General features: G+C 60.0%; 12 protein-coding genes and 2 riboswitches. Of the genes, 5 read left to right on the top strand and 7 right to left on the bottom strand.

Going from position 1 to position 15980, the window contains the following annotated elements; all coding sequences use genetic code 11:
- Nucleotides 1-236: 236 nt before the first annotated feature.
- The 6 genes from bluB to NCG89_RS05490 form a co-directional block, all read right to left on the bottom strand.
- Entirely contained in the window at nucleotides 237-887 is a 651-nt protein-coding gene (gene bluB / locus NCG89_RS05515; protein WP_251088768.1) for a 5,6-dimethylbenzimidazole synthase, read from the bottom strand.
- On the bottom strand, nucleotides 880-1659 hold the full coding sequence (locus tag NCG89_RS05510; RefSeq protein ID WP_251088767.1) for an ABC transporter ATP-binding protein: 780 nt from the start codon (nucleotides 1657-1659) through the stop codon (nucleotides 880-882). Before NCG89_RS05510 ends, bluB begins: the two co-directional genes overlap by 8 nt.
- Nucleotides 1659-2648: a FecCD family ABC transporter permease gene (locus NCG89_RS05505; protein WP_251088766.1), complete on the bottom strand. Its 990-nt coding sequence runs from the start codon at nucleotides 2646-2648 to the stop codon at nucleotides 1659-1661. Before NCG89_RS05505 ends, NCG89_RS05510 begins: the two co-directional genes overlap by 1 nt.
- A complete protein-coding gene (locus NCG89_RS05500; RefSeq protein ID WP_251088765.1) occupies nucleotides 2635-3507 on the bottom strand; it encodes a cobalamin-binding protein in 873 nt (290 codons plus the stop codon). The genes NCG89_RS05505 and NCG89_RS05500 overlap by 14 nt, the downstream gene beginning before the upstream one ends.
- Nucleotides 3507-4112 carry a cob(I)yrinic acid a,c-diamide adenosyltransferase gene (cobO, locus tag NCG89_RS05495; protein WP_251088764.1) on the bottom strand — a complete coding sequence of 202 codons (606 nt, stop codon included), beginning with the start codon at nucleotides 4110-4112 and terminating at the stop codon, nucleotides 3507-3509. Before cobO ends, NCG89_RS05500 begins: the two co-directional genes overlap by 1 nt.
- 75 nt (nucleotides 4113-4187) lie before the next feature.
- Nucleotides 4188-6056 (bottom strand): TonB-dependent receptor domain-containing protein, encoded by a 1869-nt coding sequence (locus NCG89_RS05490; RefSeq protein ID WP_251088763.1) that lies wholly within the window; start codon nucleotides 6054-6056, stop codon nucleotides 4188-4190.
- Between the two features lie 97 nt (nucleotides 6057-6153).
- Nucleotides 6154-6332: riboswitch (cobalamin riboswitch) on the bottom strand.
- Nucleotides 6333-6585: 253 nt separating this feature from the next.
- Nucleotides 6586-6821: riboswitch (cobalamin riboswitch) on the top strand.
- A gap of 196 nt (nucleotides 6822-7017) precedes the next feature.
- Here NCG89_RS05490 and NCG89_RS05485 point away from each other — a divergent pair.
- The 4 genes from NCG89_RS05485 to NCG89_RS05470 are packed head-to-tail and all read left to right on the top strand — an operon-like array spanning nucleotide 7018 to nucleotide 14357.
- Complete coding sequence (locus NCG89_RS05485; protein WP_251088762.1) at nucleotides 7018-9051, top strand: TonB-dependent receptor; 2034 nt, start codon at nucleotides 7018-7020, stop codon at nucleotides 9049-9051.
- A 54-nt stretch (nucleotides 9052-9105) separates the two neighbouring features.
- On the top strand, nucleotides 9106-13566 hold the full coding sequence (locus tag NCG89_RS05480) for a cobaltochelatase subunit CobN (protein WP_251088761.1): 4461 nt from the start codon (nucleotides 9106-9108) through the stop codon (nucleotides 13564-13566).
- Nucleotides 13567-13604: 38 nt separating this feature from the next.
- Nucleotides 13605-14036 (top strand): MotA/TolQ/ExbB proton channel family protein, encoded by a 432-nt coding sequence (locus tag NCG89_RS05475; RefSeq protein WP_251088760.1) that lies wholly within the window; start codon nucleotides 13605-13607, stop codon nucleotides 14034-14036.
- A 6-nt stretch (nucleotides 14037-14042) separates the two neighbouring features.
- Complete coding sequence (locus NCG89_RS05470; protein WP_251088759.1) at nucleotides 14043-14357, top strand: DUF2149 domain-containing protein; 315 nt, start codon at nucleotides 14043-14045, stop codon at nucleotides 14355-14357.
- Nucleotides 14358-14445: 88 nt separating this feature from the next.
- Here the strand turns inward: NCG89_RS05470 and NCG89_RS05465 are convergent, their stop codons facing one another.
- Nucleotides 14446-15384, bottom strand: a complete 939-nt coding sequence (locus tag NCG89_RS05465; RefSeq protein ID WP_251088758.1) for a 2-dehydropantoate 2-reductase — start codon at nucleotides 15382-15384, stop codon at nucleotides 14446-14448.
- A gap of 111 nt (nucleotides 15385-15495) precedes the next feature.
- On the opposite strand from NCG89_RS05465, the gene NCG89_RS05460 reads away from it, so the two are divergent.
- On the top strand, nucleotides 15496-15978 hold the full coding sequence (locus NCG89_RS05460; protein WP_251089343.1) for a YajQ family cyclic di-GMP-binding protein: 483 nt from the start codon (nucleotides 15496-15498) through the stop codon (nucleotides 15976-15978).
- The last annotated feature ends 2 nt before the right edge of the window (nucleotides 15979-15980 follow it).

Here is a 15980-nt window from a genome sequence, read left to right as displayed (position 1 = left end):
ATCACCAGTTCATCCCGCGGACAGGCCGGGCCCGCTGCTCAATCTGTTGATGGGCGCTATTTATGCGTGTTGTGGTACTGGGCCCCGGCTCGGTGGCCGGGGTGACGATGCTCTGAGAGGGACGCCCCCTAAGACCCTGACAGCTTGCGGTCCCATCCTTCACACCTCCACCGTCATCCCGGACTTGATCCGGGATCTCATACCACGGTGTTCAAATCTGACCACCTCGAGCTGGGTTACTGCTCGGTTTGGTCAGACCAGCCGTTCTCCATCACCAGTTCATCCAGCGGACAGCGCTGGGCCCATTGCTCTATTTCCAGCATGGGTTTGTCGTAAAACTCCGCCACCGGTCCCAAGCACAGAATGCCGATGGGGTGGCTGCCCTCTGGCATGCCCAGCAACGCTTTCAGGTCGTCTGGCTCAAACAGTGATACCCAACCCATGCCCAGGTTTTCTGCCCTGGCGGCCAACCACAGATTTTGAATGGCGCAGGCGGCGGAGGCTAGGTCCATTTCCGGCAGGGTGCGGCGCCCAAAGATATGCTGCTCGCGCTGGTCCTTGAGGGCGACCACCAGCAGTTCGGCGCAGTCCTTAATGCCCTCCACCTTGAGCCGCAGAAATTCTGACTCCCGCTCACCGAGGGCTTCGGCGGTGCGTTGGCGTTCCTGTTGGACCAGTGTGTAGAGCTGCTCACGCAATATGGATTGGGTGATGCGCACAAAACGCCAGGGCTGCATCAGACCCACACTGGGTGCCTGGTGGGCGGCCAGCAGCAATCGGCGCAGGGTGCTTGCTGGCACCTGGCCGCCGCAGAAATGGCGCATGTCCCGACGCTGGGCGATGACCCGGTAGATGGCGTCGATGTCGGCGGCGCTAAAGTCACTCATCGGGGGTTTCCATCGGCAAGAAGGCGCGATAGCCATCCTGTTCAATCAGCCGTAGTGGCTGATTGTAAAGGCGTTCAAGGGCGGGGGTAACTAACATGGTGGCGGCGTCGCCCCAGCAGGCCTCGCCGCTGGGGTAGAGCAACAGCAGTTTGTCGCAGTAGCGCGCGGCCAGATTGAGGTCGTGCATGCACATCAAAATTGCGCAGCCCTGGGCAGCCTGCTGACGCAGAATGCGCATGGCTTTAACCTGATGGTGAAGGTCAAGGTGGTTGCTTGGTTCATCGGCCAATAACACGCTCGGGGTCTGACACAGGGCCGTGGCAATCGCCAGTCGCTGACGCTCGCCGCCGGAGAGGGTGTTGACCAATCGGTGGGCCATGCCCTCAAGCTCCACCTGGGCGAGGGCACGTTGGGCGAGGGCCAGATCCTCGGCGGTTTCCATATCCCAGGGCGAAAGATAGGGATGGCGGCCGATCATGACCGTCTCCATCACGGTGCCGGGAAAGCCGTCATGCCGTTCCTGGAAGACCACGGCCAACTGGCGGGCAATCTGGCGGCGGCGCAATTGCTGCAGCGGCGTCTGGTCCAGACAAATTTGCCCAGACCGAGCCTGGCGCAGGCCTGCCAGGCTGTGTAGCAAGGTTGTCTTGCCCGCGCCATTGGGTCCGAGTACCCCCCAGACCTCGCCCTCGGCAAGGGTAAAATTCAGCGCGGTGCCATCGGCCCGGCCCGGGATATCGATAATCAGGTTCTCTACCGACAAGGCTGTCATCAGCGGCTCCGATGCAGCAGATAGAGAAAGGTGGGCACCCCGAGCATGGCGGTGATCACCCCGGCGGGCAGTTGTTGGGGGGCGATGATGCTGCGCGCCAGAGTGTCGGCCAGGGTAAGCAGGCTGCCACCGGCCAGGGCGGAGGCGGGCAGGATCAGGCGTTGATCATTGCCCAGCATCAGCCGCAGCATATGAGGCACGATCAGGCCGACAAAACCAATACTGCCGGCGGTGGTCACCGCAAAGGCGGTAAGCAGGCTGGCGAGCACGTACACCGACCATTCCATGGGTTTGACTGCAATCCCCAGGGCGGCCGCCTGAAGCGGGCCCCGGGCCAGGACATTCAAACTGCGGCCCAGTGGCAATAGCAGCAGGCAGGTGAGCACCAGCACCGACATGGCCGGCCAGGGGGTGGTGGAGTAGGCCAGGTCGCCCATCAGCCAGAACAGCATGCCCGGCAATTTGTCGGCGGGGCTCACTGCCAGCATAAAGGTGACCAGCGCGGTCCAGCCGGAGGAAATAATCACCCCGGTGAGCAGCAGCCGGGTGGGTGTCCAGCTACCGCCGCCGTTGGCTAGCGTGAACACCAGAGTGGCGGAGATCAATGCCCCGGTGAAGGCAGCCCCGGAGACCAGGATGCCGGTCACCCCCAGTAACATCGCCAGCAGCGCGCCCACCGCGCTGCCGCTGGAGAGTCCGAGAATATAGGGGTCGGCCAGCGGGTTGCGCAGCAGTACCTGCATCAGGGCACCCGCCACTGCGAGCAGGCCGCCGGTGGCAAAGGCGGCCAGCGCCCGGGGCAGACGCAGCTCCAAAATCAGGGTCTGGTGGAGCGCGGAGCCGCCGCCACTTAAGACCTGCCACAATTCATTCAACGGAATGGCGACACTGCCGACACGGATGGCGAGGATCAGCGATACCAGTGCCAGCCCCAACAGGGTGAGCAGGGGCAGCGGGCGAAAGGGGTGGGGCGCCTCAGCGACGGCCACGGGCGGTGTCCAGATGCTGGCAGAGCAGACGTGCGCCATCTAACAGCCGTGGCGTGGGGCGCTGCAGGGTGGAGGGCGGTACAAAGAACAGGTTGTTGCGGCCCACCGCGGTCAGGCCGCCAAATTGCTTCCAGTCCTCCAGCCAGCCCGGATTTTCTTCGCCCATGCCGCCAGCGATAATGGCTTCGGGATCGGCCGACAGCACCGCTTCCAAATCGATCCGCGGTGACAGTTGCGACAGGTCAGCGAAGATGTTTTGACCGCCACACAGCCGGGTCGCCTTGCTGATCAGGTGGTCTTTATTCACGGTCATCAGCGGGTTTTTCCAGATCTGCTGAAACACCCGAACCTTGGGGGCGCTGGCGTAGCGTGTCTGCAGTTCATTGATGCCAGCCAAAAACGTATCGGCGGTGGCGCTGGCCTCAGCGGCAGTGCCAGCCAGCACACCAATGCGCTTTATGGTGCTGGCAATGTCGGCAAAGTCGAAGGGCTCGCTGTAGTAGATACTCAAGCCCAGAGCTTCGAGCTGGGCCAGTTGCTCGGCGGGATTGCCCTCACTCCAACCAATCAGCAGGTCAGGCTGCAGGGCAACAATGGCCTCCATATCAAAGCGGCTGTAGCCGCCAATGCGAGGCAGGGCCTTGGCGGCCTCGGGGTAGTCACTGAAGCTGACGGCGGCGACAAGGTTGCGACCGGCGCCGGCGGCAAACACTTGTTCGGTAATGCCCGGCGACAGGGCGATAATGCGCTGGGCGGGTTGGTCGAGGCAGACTTCGCGCTGGCGATCATCCACCACGCAGACCTCGGCCTGGGCGATTACGCCCAACGTTAACAGGAGGACGGCGCTCAGCAGGCGCATTACCAGTCGATTCCGCGGCGCGCTTTGATGCCTGCCCGAAAGGCGTGTTTCTCATCGCCCACTTCGGCCACGGTATCGGCCATGTCCCGCAGGGCGGCGGACGCGGCCCGGCCAGTGACAATCACGCTCATTTCGGCGGGGCGATTTTGCAGGGCGGAAAAAATGCGCTCCTGGCTGATCCAGCCGTACTTGAGTACATAGGTCAGTTCGTCCAGCAGCACCAGGTGCAGGCTGTCGTCCTGCAAGAGTTCTTCGGCTTTTTCCCAGGCCTGCTCGGCAGCAGCGATATCCCGGTCCCGGTCCTGAGTTTCCCAGGTAAAGCCGCTGCCCATCACGTGGTAGGGCACCTCCGGGCAGCGCTGCTCGATAAAGTTGCGTTCACCGCAATCCCAGGTGCCTTTAATAAATTGCACAATGCCGGCCTTGTAGCCGTGGCCCAGGCAGCGCACCACCGAGCCAAAGCCGGAGCTGGATTTGCCTTTGCCGTTGCCGGTCAGGACGATCAGGATGCCCCGCTCTTCAGTGGCCTGCGCGACTTTTTCGTCCACCAGGGCCTTGCGGCGTTCCATGGCTTTCTTGTGGCGCTGATTGCGCTCTTCTGACATCGCATTGTCTCCTGAATTAGTGGCTTTCACGGGGCCGTCGCAGAGTCCTTCGTTGCGGCAGGCCCCGGCGCAGCGCTATTGAGGTGCGTAGGTTATGGTAAACATCGCTTCTCTGCCCAGGGATTGATAGTCCCCAAAGCTGAAACTACGCGCACTGACGTAGTCCTTGTCCAGTGCGTTCTTGACCGCCAGCTGTAATTTTATGGATTCGCTCAGCTGATAGGAAACGCCAAAGTCTAACAGAGCGTAGCCTGCCAGGCGGTCGGTATTGCTGGTGTTCTCAAAGCGACTGCCGACGGCGCGAAGGCCCAGGTTGACTCCCCAGCGTTGCCACTGCCGGTCCACATCGATATTGAACTGACGCCGGGCCCGGCGGCGCAGATCCAGGCCGCTGCGGCTATCGGTGGGCTCAAGATAGCTGGCGTTGGCGTCGATGTTCCAGCCGGCCAGTTCGGTCGAGACGACCAGCTCGTAGCCATTGATTTGCGCAGACTCGATTTGATCCGGGCCGCCAGTGGCAGGGTTGTATTGGATCAGATTGTCGACGTCGTTGCGGAAGTGGTTCAGGCTCCAGCGGCCCCAGCTGGTGTCCCCTTTCAGGGATAGCTCCCGGTTTTTGGATGACTCTGGTGCCAGGTTCGGGTTGCCGTAGTCGGGGTAATACAGATCATTGAAGGTGGGTGCGTTAAAGCCTTCGCCGTAGGAGGCAACAAACCGCAGGCCCTCTACCAGCTCTACACCGGCGGAGGCGTTGCGGGTATCGGTGCTGCCAAACTGCTCATTGTTGTCGTTGCGCCATCCCAACGCGGCATTGACCGGGCCCATCTCACCCTGCCATTGCAGGTAGACACCTTCATTATCGCGCTCGTCATCGCCGTAACTTAGGGAGCTGTCCACTTTGTCGTGAAGTTGCTCGGCGCCGAGGGTGAGCAAATGATGTTCGCTGATCTGAAAGTCGTTTTGGAGACCGATAATATCGCGGGTGGTTTCAAATACATCGCCGGTGACGCCGACTGCTGCGGGGTCGAGGTAACTGTATTTCGTTTCGCTTTCGTCGGTTGAGCGGCCCACGGCGGCCGTCAGCGTCCAGAACGAGGCCAGCTGAAATTCGCCGCGCAAGTTGGCGACGGTAACCCGGCTGTCGGTATAGGGTGCGCAATCGAATTTCGCGAAGCCGGTGCCGTAGCAGTTGGTGTCGTAATCGCTTTCGCTGTCGCTCTGCTGAATAAAGGCAAACACTTCGGCGGTGCGGCTGAAACGGTGGCTGGCGCTCAGGTTAAACGCCTGCTGCTCAAAGGCGTCGTCATCGCCATGGGGCGCGGTGTTGTTCGCGGTATTATCGATGCCGTCGGTTTCTTCAGCCATGGCAGTCAGGTTGAATTGGGTTTGCGCATTGCCCCCGCTGATGGCGGCTACACCTTCAATACTACCCTGGGTGCCGGCACCCAATTGCAGGTAGGGTTTGATGCCGTCAGTGTTGTGAAACTTGCGGGTAATGATATTGATAACACCGCCAATGGCATCAGAGCCATACAGGGTGGAGCGTGGGCCGCGCACAATTTCCACGCGCTCGATTAACTCCGGGGGGAGGTTGGTGATGGAGGCGCTGCCCAGGGTGGCTGAGCCAATGCGAACACCGTCGATCAGCACCAGCGTATGGTTGCTCTGGTTGCCGCGCAAAAACAGGCTTGCGCTGGCGCCGCGACCCCCGTTGCGAACGAAGCTCACGCCAACGGCCCGGGACAATAGTTCCTGCAGGTCCCGGGGGGCGATACGTTCGATATCCGCCCGCTCAAATACCGTCACCGGGGCGAGCGCCTCGGTCAGGGTTTGCTCGGTGCGACTGGCCGTCACAATGGTGGTTTCAATATGTTGCTCGGCTGCCTGAGCGGTGCCGGCGACGGAAATCAGGCCAACAAGGCTTGTTAATACACGTGGGTTCATAGAGACCTCAATGCTTTAAAGGGAAGCAATGAGGGAGGGGTAGGGGTGATATGACCTGGCAACAGGTATATGACCGCTGATGGAGCCCTCCGCTTCATCGGGTTATCTGTCTAAGGCCGGTTCCGGGCTGACGTGGTTGCTGAGGCAAACACGATCACCGTTGCGGGGGCAGCGTTGGTTTTGGTCAGGCCGATGTTCGACACAACCGCACCACTCTTCCCGTTTAACCCGTGCGTACTCACTTTCTTGCAGGGCACCTTGAACAGCCCGCGCACTCTACGTCTGCATCTGGGCTTTGTCAAATTGCGCTTTAGCCGCGCGGCGAGCGCGGTTGGCGGCCATGCTCTGGGGCAGTGGGCCCAGGTGTTTGCCGCAATCCCTTGGAATCTGTCCCCTTTTGAAAGCGTTCTTTTTTTGTCAGTGTTGCGGTCGATGGCAGTGCAAGGCATACCCCAGTTCAGGGGCTTGCTCTGCTTGCCGAGTGACCGAAGAAATGAGAACGCTTCTTGACCAGGCGCAATAAGCCGGTATGATCGCCCCTGTTTCAGGTGCTCGGGCTGTTTAAAGCCTGGGTTAAACGGGAAACAGGTGCGCCTCATTTATTGTAATGACGCAAGGCCTGTGCTGCCCCCGCAACGGTAAGCAGAAGTAGATCGGCATGGCCACTGTCTTGGTGTCAGCAGACCCCGGGATGGGAAGGCGCCGATCACTTGGGTTGATCCTTCTTCTGTGAGCCCGGAGACCGGCCTGGACGTAATGCGTAGTTGCGGCGGGCGACGGAGCAGGGTGTCTCTCCCCTCTCATCTCTTCCCCTTTCCAACGTTGCGCTTTTCAAACCTCATGCGGGTGAGCATGCGGATGCGGCCTGGTGATTGCTGATTTATCTGACCTCTAATCACCAGTGCCTTTGCCTGTCGTCGAGCGCGTCTGTTCTGCCTTGTCTGCTCCTTGTGGAGTCAAGATGAAAAATCGTTTGATTCACGGCTTGCTGGCCAATGTTGCTGTTGCTTTTTCCCTAACGGCCGTGCCGGTATACGCCGGTGGTGTTCATGGTGAAATTGAAGAAATGCTGGTAACCGACCATGTTGCCAATCGCCAGCAGGGCGAGGCCGAGGCCGCTTCGGTCGGCACGGTGTTGTCAGAGCAAATTGAGCACCGCCCGATGTTGCGCCCCGCCGAGGTGCTGGAGACGGTGCCGGGGATGGTGATCACTCAGCACAGCGGCGGTGGCAAGGCCAACCAGTATTTTCTGCGTGGTTTTAATCTGGACCACAGCACGGATTTTGCCAATTACTTTGAGGGCGCGCCGGTCAATATGGTCACCCATGGTCATGGCCAGGGTTACAGCGATCTCAATTTTCTCACCCCGGAGCTGATCGATAAGCTGGTCTACAAGAAAGGCCCCTATCATGCCAGTGGCGGTGACTTTTCATCGGCAGGCTCTGCAAGAATCTCCTACTTTAAGCAGCTTCAGACCCAAACGTTGAAAGTCAGTGGTGGGGAGGACGGCTATCGTCGCGCGCTACTGCTGGGCGGCGGTGAATCGGCAGGTGGGCACTGGGTATACAGCGTTGCCAAAATGGTGGACGACGGCCCCTGGACGATCCCCGATGAGCTTGAGCGCGACAACATTTTTATCAAGCACAGCCGCGGCGATGCCCACTCGGGGTTGTCGATTTCGGCCCTGTATTTTGACTCCACCTGGAATGGTACCGATCAGATTCCCCAGCGGGAGGTTGATGCCGGCAATCTGAGTCGTTACGACAGCCTAGATGACAGCACCGGTGGCGAGACCCACCGCTACCAACTCAGCATGCAGCAGTGGCACGCGCTCAGTGAGCGTCAACGCATTACCTCTACGGCCTATGTTGTGGACTATGGACTGGAGCTGTCCGGTAACTTTACCTACTTTGCTAACGACCCGCTGCTGGGTGATCAGGTGACGCAGTTTGATGACCGTGTTCTGTTCGGTGGGGAGCTCGGCTATGAGTGGGATCTGAATGCGGTTCACGCACTGGACCTTGGTCTGGGCCTGCGCGTTGACGATATCCGCGATGTGGGTGTTGGCAAAAGTGTCAACCGGCAGATTTATGCGATGGACAGCCGGGCCAGCGTGGAGGAGGTCGCCTACAGCGCCCATGCCAGCGTGAATTCCCAGTGGTCGGAGAAATTTGCCACGGTGGTCGGTCTGCGCTACGACCAGTTTAGTGTGGAGGTTGACGACAAGCTGAATGCCGCCAACGATGGCGACGAACAGGATCAAGTACTCAGCCCGAAACTGAGTGTCCGTTTTGGGCCCTTTGCCGACACAACATTTTTCGTCAATTTTGGTCAGGGCTATCACTCCAACGACGCCCGTGGAGTGGTGGGCGGCGGTGTGCCCCTGTTGTCGGAGTCGGAGGGTTATGAGCTGGGTTTGATCAACACCTCCCTTGACGGCTTGCAGCTGAGTTTGGTGGTGTTCAAGCTGGATCTGGACTCCGAGCTGGTGTTTGTCGGTGATGACGGCACAACTGAGGCGAAGGACGCGACAACCCGCACCGGGCTTGAACTAAGCCTTTACTACCGCCCCACGGACTGGCTGGTACTGGACGTGGACTACACCACCTCAGATGCCGAATTCTCTGAGGGCGAATTTGATGGCGACAACGTGCCAGACAGTATCGACGACGTGGTGTCTGCCGGACTGAGTATTGAAAGTGGAAAGGGCTACTACGGCGGTTTGCGCTTGCGCTATTTCGGTCCTCGTTATCTGACCGAAGATGGCGAACGACAATCCAAATCCACCCTGGTGGTCAATGCCAATGTGGGTGTTGAGTTAAGCGATGCGATGTCGCTATCACTTGAGGTGCTCAATGTCTTCGATCGCGAGGATGACGACATTACCTACTGGTATGAGTCCCGGCCTACGCCCGGTGCGGCGTTGGTCGAGGATTATCACTCCCACCCCATGATTCCCCGCACGCTGCGGGTGTCGGTGACGTATCAATTCTGATTTTTGGTAAACGTTGTTTAGCGCGCCGAAAATTGCAGCCAAGGGAACAGGAAGATGTTCAACATGCTAATCCAGCAGGGACGATTCAAACTCGTTGTGAGTGCATTGCTGATGTTCTTGTCATCGGCGCTGTGGGCTGACACTGACAGCAGCCTGGTGATCGTGTCAGATCGCTCAGCACCCACCTTGGTGGCAGGGGCGCACCGCTACCTGGAAGCTCATCCCAAAGCTCGTATTGCGATTCGCAGCGTCAGTCAGGTTGAGGCGCTGGATGAAGCGTCCCTGCAGCGTTTACTGCTCAGTCATCAGTCGTTGCTGCTGGCAGGGGTATTTGGTGACACCGTGGAGCGCCTGCTGGCGATGCGTTTTGCCGAGGGGCAACGGCGGTTTGTATTGCACAGTGATAACCGCTTGATGGCCCTGCAGCGCGATGCCCGGGGGCGTGCATTCTCGCCCGAGGTCAGTCGACAGTTTGTTGGTAGTGAGGGCTTGGCCCTTGATGCGGCTTCGCTGGCAGACAGCAAGGAGCAGTACCCCGACTACCGCGACTGGCTGCAGGCCCGGGCCTACTGGATTCATCGTTCGGTGGCTAATGCGCAGTCCCTCATTGCCCTGCTGGCCGGGGGTAGGCCCGCGCCGCTGATCGAACAAGCGCGGCTGCGCGTGGCGCTGCACAGCGCAAAGGGCGAGCGTTGGTTAGACCGGGCCGGACTCGATAAAGCACTGAGTGCGAAGCGGCCGATTCTCTGGGTGCTGGATCACGATACCGGTGACCTCAATGGTGAGTGGAGCTTGCATCGCCAAATCTGCGCCGGTGGGGACTGGCAATGCGTGTCCTTATTGGCGGCCTGGGGCGAGCCCAGCGTTGCGGCGGTGAATACCATTGCGCATTTAATGAAGGGCAAGCGCGCCGCGACCCCGGCGGCGATTCTCTCCCTGCAGGATTTTGTGATCGGTGGCGGCGAGGGTCGCGAGGCGGTTCTGCAAGCCTTGCAAGCCCTCAATCTGCCGGTGCTCAAAGGCCTGCGTATTATGGATTGGGGTTACAGTGACTGGCAGCTTTCTGCCCAGGGCTTGCCGCCGGATTCGGTGCACTATCGTTTGGCTATGCCGGAGTTGCAGGGGGTTTCGCAGGCGCAGATTTTGTCAGTCGCATCGGATTCCGGCATAGATCCAGCCACCGGGGCTGCGCTGCGCCGCAGCGAAATAATCGACGCTGAGTTGAAGCGTCAGTTGCGCCGGGTTGATAACTGGCTGACTTTGCAATCAAAGCGCAACGCCGATAAGCGCGTTGCTATTGTGTACTACAACCACCCGCCGGGGCGCCACAATATCGGTGCTGACAACCTCAATGTGCCGGACAGTCTGCTGGAAATACTGCGGGGTTTAAAAGCGGCGGGATATCACACCGGCGAACTGCCAGCCACATCGGAAGCCCTGCTGAGTTTGCTGCAAGCGCGGGGCGTGAATCTGCCGGAAGATCGTGATGCGCTGGCGGCGATGTCGCAGCGGGTGGCCAGTGTCAGCGGCGCCGACTATGGTCAGTGGTTTGCCACACTGCCAAAGGTCGTGCAGAAAGAAATGGTTGCCGGCCCCCTGGGCGAATTACACCAGCGCATGCTTGGCCAACTGACGCGATTGCAGGGGCTTGAGGATCTTCGTCTGCGCCAGACTCGCCTGGTGCTGCTGTCAGAGAGCATGCACAACACGGTAACCAACTTGCACCACGCCCTGGATGGTGTGCGCCAGCGCAGTCGTCATCGGGCCCTGGATTTACTTGCCCAGCTGGAGCGGGAATACCAGCAGCAGATCGACTCCGTGACGGAGGGTGGCCAGCCGGACTGGCGCGCTGCGGAGCAGCGGGTGGCAGCGCTGGTGGCGCTGGGCATTGAGGGTATTCGCGGCTGGGGCGAGCCCCCGGGTAAGGTGATGGTCTGGGACAAAAAGCTGCTGGTGCCCGGACTGCGCTTTGGCAATGTCTTCCTCGGTCCGCAACCGCCCCGGGGCTGGGAGTTGAATGAGGAGTTGCTGCACGCCAATTTGAGCTTTCCGCCACCCCACCAGTACCTGGCCTTCTACCACTATTTGCAAGAAGACTTTAAGGCTGATGCGCTGGTGCATGTTGGCCGCCATTCCACCTATGAATTTTTGCCTCGGCGTGGTGTGGGTCTCGGTGAAGACGACTATCCCAGTATCATCGCTGGTGACCTGCCGGGGGTGTATCCCTATATTGTTGATGGTGTTGGCGAGGGCATTCAGGCTAAACGCCGCGGTCTGGCGGTGATGGTTGATCATTTGACCCCGCCACTGGCCGCGACGGCGCTCTACGATGAACTGCTGGAAGTGCGCCAGCTCGTGGAGAGTGCCGAGGCCGCCAGCGACCCCGTGACCCGGAGCAACGCGCTGGCGAGATTGCGGGAAAAAATCGACGAATACGGCCTGCGCGATGAGCTGGAAGCCTCGATGGATGAGGAGCTGAAAGTGCGCGGCATTGGCTTTGAGGAAATCGACGAAGAACTCTTTCTTCACGAAGTCGGTCACTACCTGACCCATGTGCAGGAAGATTTTATGCCCCTGGGGCTGCATGTATTTGGTCGCGACTGGAGCAACACCGGTATTGATACCATGTTGACCTCGATGGCTGATGGCGGTGCCAGTGAGTCTGAAAAAGCCGAGTGGCGGCATAATTTGCGCATCTCGCCCAAGGCGGAAATGAACGCGCTGCTCAATGGCCTGAATGGTCGTTTCATCCAGCCCGGAAAGGGTAACGATCCAATACGCACCCCGGAGGCGCTGCCCACCGGGCGCAACTTCCACGCCCTGGATGGCGGCCTTATTCCCAGCCAGCTCGGTTACGAGGTCGGCCGTCAGTTGGCCGAGCAGGTTCTCTCCGGCGAGCATCCCGAGGATGAGTTGCTACGGGAAAATCGGCAACGGGTGGCAGCGAAATACGGTAATGGGCTTGCTCAATCCGATGTGCTGGCCAATAAGCAAGGGGTGATTCTGTGGGCCTCGGACGCGGTGCGCGACGAAGGTGCGATGATTGCCTTTGGCCTCAAATTACTGGGCCTGAAGCCGGTGTGGAATAGCCGGGGAATTGTCAAAGGACTGGAGCGCATTGCGCTCGGCGAGGACCAGCCCCGGCGCATGGATGTGCTGTTTACCGCCTCTGGTCTGTTCCGGGATTTGTACGGGCGCCATATGGAAATGCTGGATCGGGCGGTGTTGCTGGCCCTGGACGCCAGCCGGGACAGCATTGCGGAGTCCTTCCCCAATTTGCGCCCGGCCTTGCGGGAGGCCCTGAGCTTGATCGGCGAGGAGTCGTTGGGCGGGCGTGAGCCCCTGAGCCAGAACCAGGTGGCGGCGAACTGGGTGGCGGAGGCGCGGGCGCTGCTGGCTGCCCAGCCCGGAATGGCGCCTGCTGAGCTCGGTCGACAGGCCAGCCTGCGCGTCTTCGGTATTGCGCCCGGCGGTTACGGCGCGGGGATCAATCGGATGGTTGAACGCTCTGGTTCCTGGCAGGATCGCGGTGAGCTGGGCGAGGTGTATCTCAAGCGGATGGGCCACGCCTACGGGCTTGGCTTGCAGGGCGAGGCGGCACAGCAGGTGTTTCGCAATCAGCTGGCGGGGGTTTCCAAAACCTTCCTCGGCCGGGCCAGCAATCTCTATGGGCTGATCGATAACAATGATGCCTTTGACTATCTGGGCGGCTTGAATCTGGCGGTGGAAACGGTCACCGGCAGCCAGCCTGACAGTGCCGTGATCAATCATGCCCGCAGCGATAAGCTGCGCATGGACAGCCTCCAGCAGACCCTGGCCACCGAGCTGCGCGGTCGCTTCTTTAACCCCCAGTGGATCGAACCGCTGATGGAGGAGGGTTACGCAGGCGCCCGCACCATGGGCAGCGAATTTGTGGAATACCTGTGGGGCTGGGAGGTGACCAGCCCTGAGCTGATCAGCGATGCCATGTGGCAGGAGCTCAAAGAGGTTTATCTCGACGACAGTCGCGAGCTAGGTCTGGACGCGTTCTTGAGCGATGGTGACAATCGTTATGTGCAGACCAATATTCTGGCCGTAATGCTGGTGGCCATCGACAAAGGGTTTTGGGAAGCTGGTGAGCAGACCACCGCCGAGCTGGCCCGGCGCTTTGCCGACAATATTATTGAACATGGCAACCCCGGCAGCGGCCATACTCATGCAAATCACCCCATGTACGATCTGGTTAAGGCCCAGCTTAGCGCCGAGCGCGCTGCTGAGCTTGAGGCGGTGTTGGCACGCAGCCGCATGGCCCCGGCGCAGTCCTCGTCCCAGCCCAGTACGATTCGCGAAGTCCAGCTGGAGAATGAGCTGACGGAGCGGGACACGGAGACGGCGCAGGGGCAGGCCACCGCGGCTGCGACCCCGGCTGCCGGTCAGGCAAAAAGCGCGTTTTCTCTGGCCTGGTATCTGGTGCTTGGGCTGCTAATCGTGGTGTTTGGTTTGGGAGTGCGCCGCGGCTTGCGCGGCAGCACGTAGCGCCGGAAGGCGACACGGAAGACCTTGAGGAATCGTTTATGTTTTCGAGTTTATCGCTGGATGTGCTTCACCAGATATCACGCCTTCTGTTGGAGCCGGTGGTGTGGGCGCTGTTGGTGATGCTGGCCATGGCCGTGTTTGAGTGCGGCCTCGCTCTGGGGGAGCGCTTTGGCGGAGTCGCCCGAATGGGGCGAGAGACGCTGCTCGTTACCGGCCGCCGCCGCATTGAGCGCGCGGATTTTGTCACCCGCCTGTCGCCCATGCTGGGCTTGATGGGCACCTTGATTCCCCTCGGGCCGGGTTTGGCCGCTCTGGGTGAAGGCGATCTGCAGGTGCTGACCACCGCGATGATGACAGCCTTTGATACCACGGTGATTGGCCTGCTGGCCGGTATGGTCGGCTTTGTGCTGGGACGTTTGCGGCGCCGCTGGTACGACGGCGCGCTGCTAGCACTGGATAAGGCGGAGTAGGCGGCAATGGACGATTGGCGGCGCAGCCACTTTTTTGATCACGACGAAGACCCGCTGGGGCCGATGGCCAACCTGGTCGACATTATTCTGGTGTTTGCCTGCGGACTGATTGCCGCGCTGGTGGCGTACAGCCCTGACCTGCAACAGCACTTTGACCAGGGTCGCCAGCTACGGGATTTGTCCCTGGGTGAGGAGATGCCCGAGGCGCCGGAAAGCCTCAAATCCCGCGTCGAGGGGGGCAGTGGCTACGAGTCACTGGGGCAGGTTTATCGCGACCCCAAAACGGGCAAGCTTATTTTGATTGGCCCGGAGGCGAATTGAAGTTGGCGCAGCCGGTCGCTATCAGCTCGTCCGGTTGTGATCCATGGCCACTGAACAAGCTGCTCGGCTGAAAAAGGGCTGTGCTCCCTCACGCCTCACGAACTAGCGTCAACAGGCTTTGGTTGCGGGGCAGGCTCAGCCCGAGTTCGGTGCCGAGGCGACACAGGTAGCCGGTAATAAACTCGATCTCTGTTTCCCGCCCGGCCTCAATATCCTGCAACATCGACGAGCGGTTCAGGGCTGTTTTGCTGGCCACTTGGCGCACCCGGCCGAGTAATTCGGTTTCGTTGTCGCGGTAGCCCAGGGCGTGGTTCACCTTGGCAATCTCGTTGACGATGTCCCCCAGCTCCTGCAGTGCAAGTGGGTTGTCCAGTAATTCGCCGTTGCGGCACCGGTATTTCACGGTCAGGGGATTGATGGCGCAGTTCACCAGAAGTTTCTGCCAAAGTACGGTATCGATATCTGCTACAGGTGTAACCTGCAATGGGCCGACACTGAGTTGGCGGGCGATGCCGGCGATGAATTCCTCTCCCATCGGCGGTAGGGTCAGGGCCGTCGATTGGCCCAGCAAGGTCTGCCCGCGACCGGCGTGAACGATGGAAAAGGGGCCGTTGCGAAACACGCCCTCGGTGGTCGAGGCCTGGAGCAGGCGCAGTGAGGGCTTGTGTTGCATTAACGGCGCGGCGGTACCGAGGCCATTTTGCAGCAACACCACCACGGCGTCGTCACTAAGATGTGCGGCAATGGCTGCCACCGCGGCTTGGGTCTGCTGTGCTTTGGCGCAGATCAGTAGGTGGGTAATTGGCTCGCCAAGCTGGCTCGGGCAAGTGGCTTTGAGTGGCAGGTGTTGGGCGCTGCCGCCAAGATTTGCGGTTATACCCCGGGCGCTCTGGTAGTCGGCCAGGCGCTGGGCATCACGCAGTATCAGCGTAAACGGGTGGCCGTGAAGATGGCCGTGGCTGGCCCACAGGCTGCCAATGGCGCCAGCGCCGAGAATATGCCAGTTGGGTTCTGCTGTTGTCGTCATAGCGGGCCAGAGTAGGGCAAATTTGCGGGCCTCGCCAGAGCCGGGTTGTCGAACCCCCGCAGAGGCGGTGCTACAATGCGGGCAAATTTTGTTTTCGAGCCCAGCACGCCCATGCCCTCCTTTGATATTGTCTCTGAAGTGGATCTGCACACCTTTACCAATGCCCTGGACCAGGCCAATCGGATTATTGATACCCGCTTTGACTTTAAAGGCGTGGATGCCAAGTTCGATCGGGATGGCCTGAATGCCGTGCTCTATGCCGATGCCGAATTTCAGTTGACCCAGATGGAAGACATGCTTCGGGCGGCATTGATCAAAAACAAGATCGACCCCCTGGCCATGAACATGGGCGAGGTTGAAACCTCTGGTAAGCAGGTTAAGCAAAGCGTGACCATGCAAAATGGCTTGGAGTCGGAGTTGGCGCGCAAGATCGTAAAGATCATCAAGGACAGCAAACTGAAAGTACAAAGCCAGATTCAGGGTGACCAGGTGCGAGTGACCGGCAAAAAGCGGGATGATCTGCAACAGGTAATCGCGTTGCTGCGTGACCAGGAGCTGGATCAGCCGCTGCAATTCAATAACTTTCGGGATTAATC

It is taken from the genome of Spongiibacter taiwanensis, from assembly GCF_023702635.1.
Classification (GTDB): domain Bacteria; phylum Pseudomonadota; class Gammaproteobacteria; order Pseudomonadales; family Spongiibacteraceae; genus Spongiibacter; species Spongiibacter taiwanensis.
Note: the sequence above shows the minus strand (reverse complement) of the source record. Positions and strands in the feature narration are given on the sequence as shown.